The sequence below is a fragment of the Massilia aquatica genome (genome assembly GCF_011682045.1).
GTDB lineage: Bacteria > Pseudomonadota > Gammaproteobacteria > Burkholderiales > Burkholderiaceae_D > Telluria_A > Telluria_A aquatica.
In genome coordinates, this window is sequence record NZ_VVIW01000008.1 from 86,111 (window position 1) to 104,273 (window position 18,163).

The window sequence follows — 18,163 nt, forward strand, 5'->3', positions numbered from 1 at the left end:
TTTTTTGTCGGCTAAGCGCGGAAGATGGTCAGCAGCAGCCATGCCGGCAGGCCGACGAACAGCGCAACGTGCCCGCCGCGTTCGAGCCGCTGGCGGATGTCGACGGCGCGCGCGGGCCGCAGCCACGCCGCCAGCAGGGTAGCGCTCTCAATGGCCGAACGCAACAGTGCGCCGCTCAGCACCACGCCGATGGTCCAGGCCGCCCACCATAGCGCAAAGGCGGTCAGGTAAGCCCGCAGCCCGAAACTGTAGTATTCGCCGAACGGGCCGCCGTACGAAATATGCTGGTGCAGGTGGAAGGCCGGAATCGCCAGCGCGAGCGGCAGCAGCACGAAGCTGGCGGCCGGATGATCGAGCCGCGAGCGCCGGATCGCCAGGGCGGCTTGCGCATACGCCTGCATCGCCGCGCGCGCCGGGGTGCGTTCCTGGACGGCGGGACCGGCGGCGGCCGCCAGGTGCGCGGCCAGCATGCCGGGGTCGGACAGCGCCAGCGCGTAACGCTGCCCGCCAGCGAGCCGCAGCGAGATCCCGGGGCAGGGCAGCGGCAGGCGCCAGCATTGCACGGTGGTGATGTCGCCCAGCGCAATATCGAGCCGGCGCGCGTCGCTTTGCAGGACCAGATGGCCATCGACGATCGACGCCCTGGCGGAGAAGATGAACAGCACGCACCACGCAGCCGCTTCCGGGGCGAGGAAGACGGCGGCGAACATGCGCATTTGCGCCAAGGTGTTGGTGCGCAAGGCGTCGTCGAGCAGCAGCGCCACGCACATCCACAGCAGGCCGGCGCGGGCGCACGCGCGCAGCAGGCCTGCCACGAGACGGGCGGGGGGCGTCAGTACGGCCACATCGGCCGGGGCCAGCACGCCGCAGAGCGCTGCCGGCGCATGCGTGGCATGCGGACGCCACGACGGCATGGCCGAGCACGCCGCCAGCAGCACCAGAAAGGCAGCGGCGGCCAGTCCGACCCAGTCGCCCCAGAGCACCATCAGCGTCGGTGCGGGAGTGTGCACCGGCACGGCGGCGATGACCAGGGTGCGCTCGCCCATGCGGGTGCCGGCAAGCACGCTGCCATGGGCGTCGATCACCGCGCTGAACCCGTTGGTGGTGGCGCGAAACTGCGGCAGGCGGGTTTCGATACTGCGAAATGCGGCCGCCGTCTGGTGCATCCGTGCGCCCAACGGGCTGGCGCTGAACCAGGAATCGTTCGACATGGTGAGAATGGCTTGCGCCCCCAGGCGCGCCCCGTCGATCGCCATGGCGGGGACCACATCGTCGAGGCAGATCAGGGGCAGCACCGGGATCTCGCGTCCATCGGCCAGGCGCAGGGGAAACACGCGTGCGCCGTTCCCGGCCCGCCAGTCGCCAGTCCATGGGAGGGCACGGCGCAGGCGCGGCCCGTCCAGCCAGGCCGGCACGGTTTCGGTGAGCGGAAACAGGTGCGTCTTGCGATAAAAACCCATCAGGCCGGTGCCCGGCTGCACGAACGCGGCCGCGTTGTATTCGCCGGCGCTGTCGCGATCGTAGGTGCCGAACACGAAGGGCACGCCGGCGGCGTTGACGATGGCCAGGATCTCGCGGTCGAAATCGGCGCCGGCTTCGCTTTTCGGATTGCCGAAGGTGGTGGGGTAGGCGGTCTCCGGCCACAGCACCGCGTCGGCGCGCTGGCGCACGACGGCGTCGTAGCTCATGGCGAAGTGCGTATCGAGGATTTCGCGCACCACCGCGTGGGTTCCGCGTTCCTGGCGCTGGCGGTCGTAGGCGACGATGTTCGACTGGATCAAGCCCACCCGCAGCGGCTTGGCCGCAGGCCCGGGGCTGGCCGACAGCACCATCAGGCCGTAGCCGGCCAGCAGCAAGGGGGCCAGTGCGGCGGCGGCGAGCGGGCGGACGGCGGCGCGCCAGCCATCGGCCCGCCGTGCCAGCGCCGCCGCCACGCCTTCGTTGGCGAGCAGCAGCAGGAAGGTCAAGCCGGCCGTGCCGCCCAGGTCGGCGCCCTGGCGCAGCAGGCGGGAGGGATAGAGTCCGTGGCCGAGCGTGTCGCCCAGCAGCCCGGGCGCCAGCCGTTGGCTCGCCACCCAGGCCGCCGCGCCAGCCAGCGCGCCGAGCAGCGCGCCATGGTGGCGCAGGGTGATGTGGCGCACCAGCGCGAACACCAAAAACTGCGGCTGGAACAGCGGGGCGGCGATCAGCAGCAGCGCCACGCCGGTGGCCGCGCCCACCTGCGCGTACAGCCCGAGCGCGCTGCCGAACCAGGCGAAGGCCGCCGCCGTGTAGGCCACCGACATGAGCCAGCCGCGCACCAACGCTGCGCCCAGGGTGGGGCTGGCGTCGAGCGTGCGCAGCCACGGCACCAGCAGCACGAAGCCGAGCAGCCAGGCGGCGCCGCCGCGCGCGTACAGCGCCACCATGAGGCCACTGGCGAGGATGCCCCCGGCACTGCGCACTGTCGCGTTGGTCGATATGTTCATGATGGTCAGCGCCCCGTACTTGCGGGGGGAACCACAATGCGCCGGATCGGCAGGCCGGGCGGCGCCAGTTCCGGCGGCACGACCAAATCCTTGGGCATCCCGACCGGCTTGTTGCTGGCGTCGCGTAGTTGAAAATCAGGTGCGAACATCAGGACCGCTTCGATGCGCTGGCCGTCATCGGTGGCCTGGTGGTGGCGCACATAGCCCTTGGGCAGCACGAAGTCTTCCGGTACCGCCAGCCCTACCAGCGGCGGGCTGGTTCCCGGCGGCGAAAAGGCGCCCAGGCCGGAATGGATGCCGCGCTCGTGAAGGCGCTCAATCACTTGCGCCATGCTGGGATTGTCGCCGCGCGCGACGTAATTGCGCAGGTCGGGCGTGGGGTCGGCATCGACCTCGGGGTCGGGCTTTGCCTGCGCGCGCGCGAGCTGGCCGGGCTGGCCCGGTTGGCCAGGCAGGGCGGCCGGCGGCGGCATCGCCGGCGCGGGTGCGGGGGCGGCCGCGACGTCGGCCTGACCGGCCGGCGGGCCGGATGGCATCCACAGCATCGCCAGCGCCACGCCGGCGGCAATGGCGAGCAGCAGCGCGATGGCGATGCGGCCGTGCGATGGTCGCCAGGCGCGGCCAGCAGCGCTTGTGTCGCTGCTGGCTGGCGCTGGCCTGGAACGCGGTGGCGTATCCAAGTCGGCGCCCGGGGTTACGGCGTGGCCGGATTGTAGGTCGACACCGCCCAGCCCATGCGCTCATGCCCGTACTGGTTCCAGATCGGGCTCTTGCCGCCGTTGATGGTGCTGTAGCGCGGCGCGCCGCTGCCGGTGGCGCTGCCGAACAGGCCGGAGCTGACGGTGCTGCCGCTGTAGGTCGGGTGGGTGTCGTCCGACTGGATGTAGTCGTAGCTGCTGCCCGACGAGACGAAGTGCGTGTTGGCGTCGCGGATGGTCGAGCGCAGTCCCGTGGTCAGGCGCGTCACGTAGCTCGTTTCGCTCTCGCCGCTCACATAGCGCAAGCCCTCGGCGTCGATGCGGCCGTCGCCGTTGCTGTCGTAGTCGGCGCCCATGTACTGGGCAAAATTATCCGCGCACTGGAAGCCCTTCTGGCGCGCCACGTCGCACATCATGAAGTTCATGCGGGCCAGCGCCGGCAGGAACTTGTCCTGCATCTTGACGGTGGCGCCTGTGCCCGCATCCTTGCAGGTGCTTTGCACATTGTCGACCGCATAGCCCGGGTAGTGCAGGTTGGAGATGATCTTCAGCTTGACCCCCGCATAGGCGTTGGCGTTAATGTAGTCCATCGCGGCCGTCACGTATTTCTTGCAGCTGGTCTCGGCGGCGGCCAGCACGTTGTAGTTGCAGGTGCCGGTCTGGCTCTTGAAGCTGGCGCGCGCCTGCAAGCCATCGTTGCCGCACATCTCGAAGGTGACCACGCGCGTGCTGCTCGCTTGCATGTACGAGCGCTCGGCCACGATCTTGTTGTTGTACACATCCTCGGCAATCGCCCCGGACTTGGTGCGGCGCACGCTTTCGATGTCGGCGCCCCACTGGGCCGAGAGATATTCGGCGTTGACCGTGGGCGCCGCGTATTTTGCCGCGCTGGTGACGGAGCCGTTAAAGCCGGCGTAGATCGAATCGCCATACGCCACCGAGCGGTACTTGGTGCTGGTGCCGGCCCGGTCGATGGTCCACGAGGCGTTCTGGGTGATGGTGCTGGCGGCGATGTCGGCAGCCGGGACGAGAAGGACGAGGAAGGGTAACAGGGTGTGCAAAGAACGACGAAAGCGGTTGCTCATGAAGCGTCTCCTTTTTAGTTGGCCCGTCTGCCAGGCTGCTCATGCAAAAGATCCTGAACGCGGGTGTCCCAATGTATTGCAAATACGAACAGGCGTGCTAATTAACCAATCGTCTTGTACAGGAAACATCAATATTCGGTGGATTTGTTGTAAATATGCAGTGGGGGCAGGAGGCCTGCATCCTCCCGCCATCCATGCGGCTGGCGCGGGAAAAATGTGACAACAATGCTTTTCCAGATGTAAAATGCGCGCCAATACGTGAATGGTGCCCTCCCGCTTGTCGGCTGGAGGGTGAAACGGGAAGCCGGTGACGCGCGAGATTTTCATCTTGCGCCAGTCCGGCGCAGCCCCCGCTGCTGTAAGCCTGACGACTTTGATCGAACGCCACTGTGCATCGCATGGGAAGGCAAGACCAGGGAAGGATGACGGCGAGCCAGAAGACCGGCCAGTCACGATGCACGCGCAACGCCCGGGGTGTGGGGTTGCCTGTTATTTGTCGTCCTTTTTTGTTCTGCCAATGCAATCGCACGCCGCCGGCGTACGCGTCCCCGTTCGCATTTTTTCTTTGCGTGTGCGGCGCGTGCCATGGCGCTGGCGCTCGCATGCGCGAACGTAACCGCCGGCCGAACCGGCCATTTACTACGTCAGACGCTTCCATGATCCATTTCCGCCACGCCTGTTCCACACCCATTCGCCCCATCGCCGCCGCCATCGCACTGCTGTGCGTCCCAGCCGCCTGGGCCCAGACACCGGCGACGATGCCGGTCGTGACCATCCAGGCGGCGCACGAGGGCCTGGGCCTGCAGCGCGAGAATGGCACCGCCAGCCGGCTCGCACTGGCGGCGCAGGACTTGCCGGCCAGCGTGGAGTCGCTCGGCGCGGCCAGCATCGAGGCGCGCGGCGACGTGCAGATGAAGGATGCCGTCACCCGTACCACCGGCCTGACCGACATCAGTTCGCCCGGCAATGGCATCGCCTATTCGGCACGCGGTTTCAGCGGCAACAGCGCCATCGCCATCCTGGAAAACGGCCAACGCCCGCAGGTGGGATCGGGCACGGCGACGTATCCGTCCGATCCGTGGGGCTATGAATACGTCGAAGTACTGCGCGGCCCGGGTTCGGTGATCCACGGCAGCGGCACCACGGGCGCGACCATCAACGCCGTGCGCAAGGCGCCCACCCGCGCTGCTGCGTTCGAGGCGATGGCCGGCATTGGCGCGGGGCGCGCCTTGCGCGCCGGGGTGGGCGCCAGCGGGGCGCTGGGGCAGGGTGGGGCGTTCCGGGTCGACGCGTACGCCGACCGTAGCGACGGCCTGATCGAGCGCGGCGACGCCCGCCATGGCAAGCTGCTGGCCAGCGCGGCGTATGCGCTGGCGCCCGGCCTCGATCTGGATGTCCAGCTGGACCACCTGGAACAGAAGCCGCAGCGCTACTTCGGCACGCCGCTGGTCGGCGGCGGCCTGGCGCGCGCGCTGCGCCGGCAGAACTACAACGTTGCCGACGCCGACATCGGCTTCGACGACGACAAGGCGCTGGCCCGCCTGACGTGGCGCGTGGCGCCGGCGCTCACCATCAGCAACGAGCTGGCTTACCTGAAGGCGCGCCGCCACTGGCGCAATGCGGAGAGCTATGCGTATGAGCCGACAAGCAAGCTGGTCGAGCGCAGCGACTATATCGCCATCGCGCACGACCAGGAGCAGGCCGGCAACCGCCTGGAGGCGCGCTGGGACGGCGGCGCCAACCGGCTGGTGGCCGGCTGGGAGGCGGCCACCATCAATTTCACCCATACCAATAACGCGCCTTATGGCGGTGCTTCGAGCGTGGCGCCGACGGGATTTGATCCGGGCGTGTTCGACAGCCCCGATCCGCTGCGCCCGAACTTCAGCACCGATACCGCCACGCATGCGCTGTACGCGGAAGACGCGTATCGATTCAGCGAGCGCCTGCTGCTGCTGGCGGGCCTGCGCCACGACCGCTACAAGGTCGAGCGCACCAGCCTGCAAGGGGCGGCTGGATTTGATGCGCGCTTGCAGTCGACTGCGGCGCGCCTGGGCTTGAGCTGGAAGGTGCTGCCCGCGACCTCGCTGTACGCGCAGGCCAGCAGCGGCAGCGATCCGGTAACCAGCCTGTTGTCGCTGAACCTGGCCAACAGCCGCTACAAGCTGACCCGCTCGCGCCAGGTCGAAACGGGCGTGAAGCAATCGCTGGCCGGCGGCCGCGCCGAGTGGACCGCCGCGCTGTACCGCATTCGCAAGGATGACATCATCACGCGCGACCCGGCCAACCCGGCGCTGTCGATCCAGGGCGGGGCGCAGTCGTCGCGCGGGGTGGAGCTGAGCGCGAGCGTGGCTTTAGCGCCGGCATGGCGGGTCGAAGCGAACGCGGTCTACCTCGATGCCAAATTCGACCAGTTGTTCGAAGCCGGCAACGTGTCGCGCGCGGGTAACCGTCCGTCCGACGCGCCCAAGTCCTCGGCCAACCTCTGGCTCAGCTACCGCAGCGGCGACTGGCGCGCGGGAGGCGGCGCGCGCCATGTCGGCCAGCGCTTCATCGACAACGCCAACACGCAGTCGCTGCCGGCCTACACGGTGCTCGACGCCAGCGCCGGCTGGCAGGCCAGCCGCCACGTGCTGGTGCAGTTGAACCTGCGCAACCTGGCTGACAGACTGTACGCCAGCACCTCGTACGGCGGCAGCCAGTACCTGCTTGGCGCACGCCGCCATGCGGAACTGACGGTGCAGTGGCGTTACTGATGGCGGCCTGATACGGCTCATGCAAGCGGCCGCTGCCGGGCATCGGCAGCGGTGCGGCTGCCGCCGCTAATGCAGAGTTCGCTTAGCGGCAACGTCGACGGCGAAATGTGTCATTGGCGGCACATTTGTGTAAATATGCATGCGCACGTAACGAACATACTGGTCGTTCAATGCGAATTTGCGTATTGTCAAATCCTGCACTACAAAAACATGCTGCGCGCAGAAACGCCAGCATCCTACAGTCGGGCCCGAGCAATTCCGGCCCGCAGCACAGCCACCATCGCAGCACTGATTGACCATGCTGGTCCGTCGATATCACGTCACGCGCTGAGCGTACGCGCTTGTCACGGATGAGCCAGTCCGGGTACGCCTGTTGCGTACCTTTACGTACCATGGGACCAGATCATGCCACTCGTTCGACATCGGAAATGCCTTGTTGCCGTTGCACTGTTTTACTTGCAAACCGTTCACGCCCAAACGACGCCGGATGCGGGCTCCCTGCTGCAGCAAATTGAAAAAGGGCGTCCACCGCCGCCGCCCAGGACCAGCGCGCCTGCGGTCGGCGTGCCGCCGCCGATGCGGGCCTTGAGCGGCTCGGCCGTCACAGTGACGGCGTTTCGCTTCGTCGGCAATACGCTGCTCAGTAATGATCAGCTCGGCGCGGCGCTCGCCGGCCTGCGCGGACGGCCACTCGACTTCACCCAGCTGCAACAGGCGCCGGCCGCGGTCGCCGCCCTGTACCGCCAGTCCGGATGGATTGTGCGCGCCTATCTGCCGCACCAGGAAATTGTCGACGGCGTGGTCACGATCCAGATTGTCGAAGCGATCTTCGGCGAAGTCCGCCTCGACGGCGGCGCGGCTGCGGCCCGCATCGCGCCGCAGCGCCTGGTCGCCATGGTCGACGCGGCGCAAAGCAAGGGCGCGCTGCTTAATGCCGACGCGCTCGACCGGGCCCTGCTGCTGCTGGGCGACCTGCCAGGCGTCACCGTGACCGGCAGCCTGAGCGCCGGCCGCAACGAGCGCGAAACCGATCTGCTGTTGAAAGTGGAAGACGCGCCGCTGCTGAGCGGCGTCGTGAGCGTCGATAACGCCGGCTCGCGCTCCACCGGACGGGCGCGCGCGAGCGGCGACATCTACCTTAACAGCCCCTTTCGCCTGGGCGACCAGATCGGACTAAGCCTGCAGCATTCGGAAGGAATCGATTATGCGCGGCTCGATGCCAGCATGCCCGTCGGCAGCAGCGGTGCGCGCGCCGGCGCCCATGTGTCGGCCTTGCGATACAAGCTCGTCAGTGATGACACGGCGGCGCTCGACGCGCGCGGCAAATCCTCGACAAGCGGGCTCGATGGCAGCTACCCGCTGATCCGCTCGCGCCTGAAAAACCTGTCGCTCGCGGTCAATTACGATCACCGCCGTTTCGACAACGACGCCCTTGGCGCCACCGTGAGCGATTACCGCATCGATACCTTGAGCGCTTCGCTGTACGGCAATGTGCTCGATCAGCTGGGCGGCGGCGGCAACAACACCGGCAGCCTGAGCCTGGTGCGCGGGGAGGTCGACCTGGATGACTCGCCCACGCGCGCGGCCGACGCCGCCACGGTGAAATCGGCCGGGCGCTTCACCAAGCTGCGCTATGCGGCCGCGCGCACCCAGGTATTGAGCGACGCCCTGCTGCTGTACATGACTGTGGCGGGGCAGGCGGCGCGCAAGAATCTCGATTCGGCCGAAAAATTTTATCTGGGCGGCCCGAGCGGCGTGCGCGCCTATCCCATCAATGAAGGCGGCGGCGCGTCCGGCCAGCTGGCCAGCATCGAGCTGCGCGCCCAGTTGCCGCATAGCCTGTCGCTGGCCGGGTTCTACGACTGGGGGCATGTCAGGATCAACCACGACAACCGCTTCGCCGGGGCCGAAACGCGCAATGCCTATTCCTTGCGCGGCGCCGGTATTGCCTTGAGCTGGCTGGCGCCCAAAGGCGTCAGCCTCAAGTCCACCTGGGCGCGCCGGATCGGCGCCAATCCCAATCCGAGCGCCAGCGGTAGCGACCAGGATGGTTCGCTGACCCGCAACCGCTTCTGGCTGCAAGCCAGTCTGCCATTTTGAATGAAGGGAGTCATCATGTTCGCACATGCTTCGATGAACCGCTTTTATCGCCTGATCTGGAGCGACCAGTACGGCTGCTGGGTTGCCGTTGCCGAGCACGCCAAAGGGCGGAGCAAGGGCGGGCGCCGGCCGCTCGCCGCCGTGCTCGCCGCGCTGGGGCTGGTGGCGGGGTTCGCCGATGCGGCGCTGGCGCAGACGGCGCCGGCCGCGGGCGTCTTGCCGGGCGGGGCCAATGTGGTGGCTGGGAACGCGCAAGTGAGCCAGGCCGGCGCCGCCATGTCGATCCAGCAGAGTACCGAACGCGGCGCCATCGAGTGGCAGAGCTTCAATATCGGGCAGGGCGCCAGCGTCAATTTCGTGCAGCCGTCGAGCCGCTCGGTGACGCTCAACCGCGTCCTGGGCGCCAGCCCGAGCCAGATTTTCGGCAAACTGACGGCCAACGGACAGGTGTTCCTGTCGAATTCGGCGGGCGTCTATTTCGGCCGCTCGGCCACGGTCGACGTGGGCGGGCTGGTGGCGACCACGCATGCGATGTCGACCGCCGACTTCATGGCTGGAAGCAATACGTTCACCCGCGCCGGGGCGGCCGGGAGCGTCGTCAACGAGGGTCGGTTGCAGGCGTCGCTGGGCGGCTATATCGCGCTGCTGGCCCCCGAGGTGCGCAACAGCGGCATCGTGCTCGCGCAGCAGGGTGCGGTGGCGTTCGCCGCCGGCGAAGCGCTCACCTTGCAGTTCAACGACAGCAATACCCTGGCCTCGGTAAGCGTCACGCCGTCGGTGATCGCGGCCCTGGTCGAGAATCGCCAGGCGGTGATCGCACCCGGCGGCCTGATCGTATTGTCGGCCCAGGCCAGCAACAGCTTGCAGGGCGGGGTGGTGAACAACAGCGGCGTGCTCGAGGCGAGCGGCCTGGTCAACGACGGCGGGCGCATTCTGCTCAGCGGGTCCGGCCAGGTCAATCATGCCGGCACGATCCGCGCCGACGCCGCCCCCGGATCGCATGGCAGCGGCGGTTCGGTGGTTCTGATGGGCGACCTGGGCAACCACGCCAGCAAGACCACGGTCGATGGCGCGATCAGCGTGCGTGGCGGCGAAAACGGCGGCAACGGCGGCTTTGTGGAAACCTCGGGCAGCCGCCTGGCGGTTGGTGCGGCCGCCCGGGTCGATGCGCGCGCCATGGCCGGCAAGACCGGGACCTGGCTGCTCGACCCGGATGGTTTCACGATTGCGCCCAGCGGCGGCGATATCAGCGGCGCGACCCTGAGCAGCAACCTGGCGCTGGCCGACGTTGCGCTGGCCAGCACCGGCGGCAGCGGCAGCGATGGCAGCATCAACGTCAATGACGCGGTCAGCTGGAGCGCCAACAAGCTGACCCTGACCGCCACCAACGCCATCAACATCAAGGCGGTCATGAGCGCCACCGGCAGCGCCAGCCTGGACCTGGCGCCGGCCAGCCTGAAAGTCAACACCGCGTTCGGCGCCAACAATACCTTTGCCGGCAAAGTCAATTTCAGCGGCAGCGGTGCCCTGACCATCAATGGCAATCTGTACACCGTCATCAACAGCCTGGGGGCGGATCGCGGCGACATGACGCCCGGCACCCTGCAGGGTGCGCAACTGAGCCAGAATGCGTATTACGCGCTCGGCAGCGATATCGATGCGTCCGCCACGGCGGGATGGAACGATGGCAATGGCGGCACCGGCTTCACGCCCTTCGGCGTGTCATGGGGCGCGTTCGAGGGCCTGGGCCATACCATCAGCGGGATGTTCATCAACCAGAGCGGGCCGGCGATGATCACCAGCTTGTATGGCAACAACACGGTCCAGTTGCGCAATCTGGGCATGCTGGGCGGGTCGGTCAATCGCGGCACCAATGCGGCCGGCATGGTCGGCATCAATTACGGCACCATCAGCAATGCCTTTTCGACCATGGCGGTGACGGGGTTCAACGAGATGGGCGGGCTGGTCGGCGACAACCGGGCCGGCATCATCACCAACAGCTATGCCACCGGCGCCGTGTCCGGCACCAGCCAGGTGGGCGGGCTGGTCGGAAAAAATACCGGCATCATCGAAAACAGTTATGCCACCGGCAGCGTCACCGGGACCACGGCCTTTATCGGCGGACTGGCGGGATTGAACTATTTCGGCACCATACGGCGCAGCTACGCCAGCGGCGCCGTGACGGGCAGCCAGTCGGTGGGCGGGCTGGTTGGCATCAATCAGGCCGCCGGCGGCACGCGCAGCAATATCATCGATACGTACGCGCTCGGCGCGGTGTCGGGCAACACCAATGTGGGCGGCCTGGTGGGCGAGAACGGCTCGGTGATCACCAACAGTTACGCGGTCGGCGCAGTGACCATTGGCAACGGCAACACCAGCGTCGGCGGCCTGGTCGGCTACGAAACGATGGACGGGGGCGTCACGACGTCGGAGATCAACAACAGCTTTTGGGACATCAACACGTCCGGCCAGGCGGCTAGCGCCGGCGGGGTGGGCAAGACCAGCGCGCAAATGAAGGCGCGCGCCACCTTCACCGACGCCGGATGGGATTTCCTGGCGCCGGTCTGGCAAATCAAGCCGGGCGCCAACAATGGCTATCCCTGCCTGGCGGTGTTCGCGTCGTGCCCGAGTTCGCAGCCGCTGTCGGTGCGGGTGAACGCCAGCCAGGCCGGCAATGTGTATGGCGACCCGGTCGGCACATTGACCTATTCGCTGTTTAACGGCGCCAACCTGCTCGACGCCAGCGCGCTCGCCGCCCTCGGGCTCAATGTCGGCGGCACGGCGCTGTTCGGCGGCGCCCCGACCTCCACGTCGAACGCCGGCCTGTACCAGATCGTGTACAGCTCCGGGCTGACCCTGGGCGGCGCCAACGCCGACAATTACGCCTTCGTGCCAGGCGCCGGGGTCGCCTACACGATCTCGAAACGGCCGCTGGCCCTGGCCGGCAGCCGTCCCTACGATGGCACCACGGTGTTCAATGCCGCCGCCATCGGCGCCACCAATCTGGTCGGCAGCGATTGCGCCGGCGGACTTGCCGCGTGCGGCTTGACCGGCAGCGGCAGCGTGCCGAGCAAGAACGTCAGCGCCGGAATACAGCCGCTGGCGCTCGGTACGCTGGCGCTGGCCGGCGCCATCGATACCAACTATGTCTTGAGCGGCGCCAATGCCAGCGCGACGATCACGCCGCGCGCGCTGGCGATCAGCGCGGAAGGCAACAGCCGCGTGTATGACGGCAGCCGTAACGCCACGGTGTCGCTGTTCGACGATCGGCTCAACGGCGATGTGCTGACCATCAACAATACCGCGCTGTTCGACACAAAAAACGTGGGCGTCGGCAAGACCATTACGGTGTCGGGCATTACCCTCGGCGGCGCTGACGCGGGCAATTATGCGCCGAACACCAGCGTGACCACCAGCGGCAATATCACCCCGCGCAACCTGGAAATTTTCGCCAGCGGCATCAACCGGCCGTATGACGGCGGGGTCGCCGCCACCGTCACGCTGCTCCCCGACGATGCTGTCGTGGCGAGCGATATCCTGACGTATTCCTATGGCGCTGCCAGTTTCGCCGACAAGAACGCGGGCACTGGCAAGCCTGTCCAGGTCACCGGCATCGCGCTCGGCGGCGCCGATGCCGGCAATTACCTGGTCAATACCAGCGCCAACACCTCGGCCACGATCACCAAGCGTACACTGGAATTGAGCGCTGTCGCCGCCAACCGCGAATACAACGGCACCACGATCGCGACCGCCACGCTCGCGCCGAGCGGGCTGCTCGGCACCGATGAAGTCACCCTGGCCTATACCGCCGCCAACTTCGCCGACAAGCATGCCGGCAACGGCAAGACGGTCACGCTCAGCGGCATCAGCGCCGGCGGCGCCGACCTTGCCAACTACGAGGTCGCCACCAGCGCCAGCACCACGGCCAACATCACCAAGCGGCCGGTGCTCGTGAGCGCGCTCGGCACCAGTCGCCAGTACAACGGCAGCACCGCCGCCACTGCGACCATCAGCGTCGGCGACGGCTTGATCGATGGCGATGCGGTGAGCGTCAGTCCGGGCACAGGCAGTTTTAACGACAAGAACGTCGGCGTCGACAAGCCGATCAGCGTGAGCGGATATGCATTCGGCGGCCCTGATGGCGGCAACTACAGCTTCAATCCGGTGGCCACCGCATTTGCAAGCATTACGCCGCGCCCGCTGACCGTGAGCGCCAGCGGCGCCAGCCGCGTGTACGACGGCACCACGACCAGCGGCGCGACGCTGGCGGACGACCGCATCGCTGGCGACCAATTGGTGGTCGCCGGGGGCGTGAGCGACTTTGCCGACAAGAACGTCGGCACCGGCAAGGCGATCGTCATCAGCGGGATCACGATGAGCGGTGCCGACAGCGCCAATTACAGCTTGCCAAGTTCGACAGCGACGGCGACCGGAGCGATCACGCCCCGCTTGCTCAATATCAGCGCTAGCGCGGCCGACCGCGAGTACGACGGCACCACGCGCGATGCCGTCACGTTCGCCGACGACCGTGTGGCGGGCGACAATCTGACCCTGACAGGTAACGGCAATTTTATTGACAAGAACGCCGGTACGGCGAAACGCGTCAATATTACCGATATCGTGCTCACCGGGCCCGACAGTAGCAATTACGCGTTCTCGACGACGGCGGCCGCCGCGGCGAGCATTGCGCCGCGCCGTTTGCTGATCAGTGTGAAGGGGAACGACAAAGTCTACGACGGCACCACGGCCGGCACGGCGACCTTTGCCGACAACCGCATCGCCGGCGACGTGCTCGCTTTTGCCGGCACGACCAGGTTCGCGGACAAACGGGTGGGCGTGGCCAAGGAGTTGCGCGTTTCCGGGATTGCCGTCAGCGGCCCCGACGCCGCTAACTATGTGCCGGCGGACACCACTGCAAGCACCACCGCAAGTATCAGCGCACGGCCCTTGACGGTCGGCGCTGCGGGGATCGATCGGGTGTTTGATGGCAGTACCATTGCCTCAGTGCGCTTGAGCGACGACCGGGTCGCCGGCGACGTCCTCCAGCTTGCCAGCCTCGGCGCCAATTTCGTCGACGCCGCCCCCGGCGTTGCGAAACGGATCAACGTGAACGGTATCGGCGTCGCCGGGCTCGATGCGCCGAACTATGCGCTGCTCACGACCTCGGCCATCACGACCGCCACGATTGTTCCCGCTGCGGGCGATCCGGTTCCCACGGTTCCTGAAGTACCGACCGTGCCAACAGTGCCCACCGTGCCAACAGTACCCACAGTACCCAGCGTGCCAACAGTGCCGCCGGAACCGCCGCCGGTGGTGCCGCTTCCGGCGGCAGTTGCCGAACTTGTGTTGCCTCAGTTGCCGGTAAATCAGCCAGTCGCCCCGGTGGCGACCAGGGTACCGTCGCCGTTGAAACTGGAGCTCCCGCCCGTGCCAGGCGCGGGTGTGCAGCGGGTCGCCGGTGCGCAAACGCGAGAAGCCATCACCGTGTCGCTGGTGCGTCCCTCATCAAGCCAGGCGGCTGGCTTGGTCGCGGTAGGCATTCCCAAGGAAATCATCGGCAGCGGCGAACGCTTCAGCATCGCCTTGCCGAAACAGTTGAGCGCAGCGATGGCCGTTGGCGGTGCGTCGGTGCAGGTTACCCGCACCGACGCGTCGCCTTTGCCGGGTTGGCTGGTCTACAACGCGCAGACCCAAAGCTTCGATGTCTCGGCCGCTCCGGCCGGCGCGCTGCCGTTCGAGGTTCTGATCGTCATTGACGGCCAGCGCTGGACCATGGTGCTGGCGCAGAGCGGCCAATAGCGCGAATCCTGCGCGTGCACTCAAGGTCGTGTCGCCATTCCAGGCGGGCCTTGACGTGCTCGTCCGCCGGGATTCTTCTGCAACGCCCAGTTGAGAATGAGCTAGACGACCGGTCTAATCTCGGTTATAGTGAACACATGAACACAAGAACTGCATCCGACTCTGCCGATGTGCGCGGCAACATCCTCGCCACCGGCCAGCGCATCATGGCCGCGAAGGGGTTCTCGGCGGTCGGCCTGAACGAGATCCTGCTCGCCGCGGGGGTGCCGAAAGGCTCCTTCTATCATTACTTCGGGTCGAAGGATGCGTTCGGGGAAGCCTTGCTTGAAGCTTATTTCGAGGACTACCTCGCGCAAATCGACGCCACGCTCAGCGCGCCCGGCATCGACATGGCACAGCGCCTGATGAATTACTGGAAAAGCTGGCAGGCCGCGCAATCGTCCTTCGAATGCCAGGGCAAGTGCCTGGCCGTCAAGCTGGGCGCGGAAGTGGCGGACTTGTCCGAGGCGATGCGCCTGTCGCTCAAGCGCGGCACCTCCGGCATCGTGTCCCGCCTGGCCGGTGCGATCGAGGCCGGCGTGGCGGAAGGATCGCTGTCGATCGACAGCGATGTCGATACAACCGCCAACAGCCTGTACCAGCTGTGGCTGGGCGCGAGCATCATGGTGAAGATCGGCCGCAATACCCAGCCGTTCGACTGGGCGCTGTCGACCACGCGCCAACTGTTGCACCTCTCCCCGGAGTAAGGGGAGCTTGATGGCGGTTCAACCGCCGATTTTTTCGCCCTTGAACTAGACGACCGGTCTACTCGGCGCCACATTTTGATCTACTTAGGAGAAATACCATGAAAGTTCTGATCGTACTGACCTCGCATAGCGAACTTGGCAACACTGGCCGCAAAACCGGCTTCTGGCTGGAAGAATTGGCCGCGCCGTATTACACATTCAAGGATGCTGGCGTCGAACTGGTGCTGGCCTCGCCCGAAGGCGGCCAGCCACCGCTCGATCCGAAGAGCAACGAACCGGCCAACCAGACCGAGATGACGCACCGTTTCGAGGCCGATGCCGAAGCGATCGCGCAATTGGCAGCGACCGTGCGTCTAGACAGTGTCCAGCAATCGGACTTTGACGCGGTGTTCTATCCGGGCGGCCACGGCCCGCTGTGGGACCTGGCCAAGGACAAGCATTCGATCGCCCTGATCGAAGCGTTCATCGCCGCCAACAAGCCGGTGGCGCTGGTCTGCCATGCGCCAGGCGTGCTGCGCGATGTCAAAACCCCGGCCGGCCGTCCGCTGGTCGAAGGCAAAAAGGTCACCGGCTTCACCAACACGGAAGAAGACGGCGTCGGCCTGACCGATGTGGTGCCGTTCCTGGTGGAAGACATGCTCAAGGCGAACGGCGGCGTGTATTCCAAAGGCGCTGACTGGGGCTCGTACGTGGTCACCGACGGCCTCTTGATCACTGGCCAGAACCCGGCGTCGTCGGCGGAAGGGGCCGCCGTGCTGGTCAAGCGACTGGCCTAAGTATCTGGCTGTCCACCGGCGCCGCGCCGGTGGACAGCGTCATTAACAAGGAACACCATGCAAAACAAGTCACTCTTTGGTCAATCAGTTCATCTCTGACCACGCCAATACGCGGAGCGACGAATACGGCGGCTCGCTGCAAAACCGGCTGCGCTTCCTGCGCGAGGTGGTGGCCGCTGTCGCCGCCGTGGTCGGGCCGGAGCGCATGGGCGTGCGCTTTTCGCCCTTGTTTACCAGTACCGACGACGAACGCGTGTATCTCGGCTTCGTGGAAGACGATCCTCAGCAGACCTACCTCGAAGCGGTCAAGGTACTGGAGCAGGCCGGCGTGGCCTACCTGTCGATCGCCGAGGCGGACTGGGAAAATGCGCCCGAGATGCCGGTGACGTTCCGGCGCGCGGTCAGGGCGGCATTTTCCGGTCGCATCATGTACGCGGGAGGCTACACCGCCGAACGCGCCGCCGCGCTGCTCGACGCCAAGGTTGCCGACCTGGTCGCTTTCGGCCGCACCTTCATCGCCAACCCCGATCTGCCGGCTCGCCTGGCGAACGGCTGGCCGCTCAACGCCGTCGACGCCGGCTCGCTCTATGGCGGAACGGAAAAAGGCTTCACCGACTACCCCACGTATTCACAGGCAGATTCTGCCGCAATCACAAGGAAAGCAGCATGAGCAAAGGTATTCAAGACAAGGTCGTCCTGATCACGGGCGGCGGCACCGGCATCGGCGCCGAAGTGGCGCGCCTGCTGGCAAGCCAGGGCGCCAAAGTGGCCATCGCCGCGCGCCGCAAGGACAAACTCGACGAGGTGGTTGCCGCCATCGAGGCCAGCGGCGGGATGGCCCGCGCTTACAGCATGGACGTCACCGACAAGAAGCAGGTCGAGGCGGTGGTTGCCGCCACGGTGGCCGATTTCGGCAAGGTCGACGTCCTCATTAACAACGCCGGATTGATGCCGATCCGTCCTATGTCGGAAGTGAACACCGACGAGTGGGACCAGATGATCGACGTCAACCTGAAAGGCACCCTGTACGGCATCGCCGCTGTGCTCCCGCGTTTTATCGCGCAGGAGAGCGGTCATATCATCAACCTGAGCTCGGTGGCGGGCACCAAGGTGTTCGCACCGGGCGGCACGGTGTATTCGGGCACCAAGTTTGCCGTCTCGGCGATTTCGGAAGGCCTGCGCCAGGAAGTCGGCGACAAGATCCGGGTCACCTCGATTGCGCCGGGCGCCGTGGACAGCGAGCTGAAACACAGCACTTCCGGCACCTCGGCCGAGGCGATCCTCGACTTCTACAAGCAGGCCATTCCCGCCTCTGCGGTGGCACGCGCGATCGCCTTTGCGATCGAGCAGCCGGCCGATGTCGATATCAACGAAATCGTGCTGCGCCCGACCATCCAGGTGTTCTGAGCGCGGCCGTCACACGCTGCCGGCGCGCTCGATGACCAGGATGCGCGCCTGTCCCAGCGGGTGCGCGCTGTGGGCGTCGCCCTCGGCGGCGTAGAAAATGTCGCCCGCGCCCAGGTGCGCCACCAGCTCGCGCCCATCTTCGCGGTAGTGCATCGCCACTTCGCCATCGAGCACCGCGAACACCTCCTGGCCGTCGTTGACGTGCCAGGGGTAGGGCTGGTCGGTCCAGTGCAGGCGCACGGTGGCGTCTTGCATGGCGGCGATCAGCTGCGCGTCCCAGGCGCGCGCGCCAACGTAGTCCTTGCTGCGCACGATTCTCATCTTCGCCCCC

At 66.6% G+C, this 18,163-nt stretch carries 10 protein-coding genes, 1 pseudogene and 1 riboswitch; of the genes and pseudogenes, 7 read left to right on the forward strand and 4 right to left on the reverse strand.

What is annotated here, in order from left to right; all coding sequences use genetic code 11:
* Positions 1-11 precede the first annotated feature (11 nt).
* Genes lnt through F1609_RS15820 form a run of 3 tightly spaced genes read right to left on the reverse strand, consistent with a single transcriptional unit; the run spans position 12 to position 4,251 of the window.
* Entirely contained in the window at positions 12-2,468 is a 2,457-nt protein-coding gene (gene lnt, locus F1609_RS15810; RefSeq protein WP_167077363.1) for an apolipoprotein N-acyltransferase, read from the reverse strand.
* Positions 2,469-2,473: 5 nt separating this feature from the next.
* Positions 2,474-3,148, reverse strand: coding sequence for a hypothetical protein (locus F1609_RS15815; protein ID WP_167077364.1), 675 nt, complete (start codon positions 3,146-3,148; stop codon positions 2,474-2,476).
* A gap of 14 nt (positions 3,149-3,162) precedes the next feature.
* The gene (locus F1609_RS15820) at positions 3,163-4,251 is read right to left on the reverse strand and encodes an SGNH/GDSL hydrolase family protein (protein ID WP_167077365.1); all 1,089 of its coding nucleotides are present in this window, start codon (positions 4,249-4,251) and stop codon (positions 3,163-3,165) included.
* A gap of 246 nt (positions 4,252-4,497) precedes the next feature.
* Positions 4,498-4,715, forward strand: a riboswitch (cobalamin riboswitch).
* A gap of 192 nt (positions 4,716-4,907) precedes the next feature.
* On the opposite strand from F1609_RS15820, the gene F1609_RS15825 reads away from it, so the two are divergent.
* From F1609_RS15825 to F1609_RS15855, 7 genes and pseudogenes are all read left to right on the forward strand, one after another.
* The gene (locus tag F1609_RS15825; RefSeq protein WP_167077366.1) at positions 4,908-7,004 is read left to right on the forward strand and encodes a TonB-dependent receptor; all 2,097 of its coding nucleotides are present in this window, start codon (positions 4,908-4,910) and stop codon (positions 7,002-7,004) included.
* A 456-nt stretch (positions 7,005-7,460) separates the two neighbouring features.
* On the forward strand, positions 7,461-9,104 hold the full coding sequence (locus F1609_RS15830; RefSeq protein ID WP_229421909.1) for a ShlB/FhaC/HecB family hemolysin secretion/activation protein: 1,644 nt from the start codon (positions 7,461-7,463) through the stop codon (positions 9,102-9,104).
* Between the two features lie 15 nt (positions 9,105-9,119).
* Entirely contained in the window at positions 9,120-14,903 is a 5,784-nt protein-coding gene (locus F1609_RS15835; protein ID WP_167077368.1) for a YDG domain-containing protein, read from the forward strand.
* Positions 14,904-15,040: 137 nt separating this feature from the next.
* On the forward strand, positions 15,041-15,649 hold the full coding sequence (locus F1609_RS15840; protein ID WP_167077369.1) for a TetR/AcrR family transcriptional regulator: 609 nt from the start codon (positions 15,041-15,043) through the stop codon (positions 15,647-15,649).
* A gap of 98 nt (positions 15,650-15,747) precedes the next feature.
* On the forward strand, positions 15,748-16,425 hold the full coding sequence (locus F1609_RS15845) for a type 1 glutamine amidotransferase domain-containing protein (protein WP_167077370.1): 678 nt from the start codon (positions 15,748-15,750) through the stop codon (positions 16,423-16,425).
* A 76-nt stretch (positions 16,426-16,501) separates the two neighbouring features.
* Positions 16,502-17,095, forward strand: a pseudogene (locus F1609_RS15850) (oxidoreductase); the annotation flags it as partial.
* Positions 17,092-17,832 (forward strand): SDR family oxidoreductase, encoded by a 741-nt coding sequence (locus tag F1609_RS15855; protein ID WP_167077372.1) that lies wholly within the window; start codon positions 17,092-17,094, stop codon positions 17,830-17,832. The pseudogene F1609_RS15850 and the gene F1609_RS15855, both read left to right, overlap by 4 nt.
* 9 nt (positions 17,833-17,841) lie before the next feature.
* On the opposite strand, the gene F1609_RS15860 is transcribed toward F1609_RS15855, so the two are convergent.
* On the reverse strand, positions 17,842-18,153 hold the full coding sequence (locus F1609_RS15860; RefSeq protein WP_167077373.1) for a cupin domain-containing protein: 312 nt from the start codon (positions 18,151-18,153) through the stop codon (positions 17,842-17,844).
* Positions 18,154-18,163 lie beyond the last annotated feature (10 nt).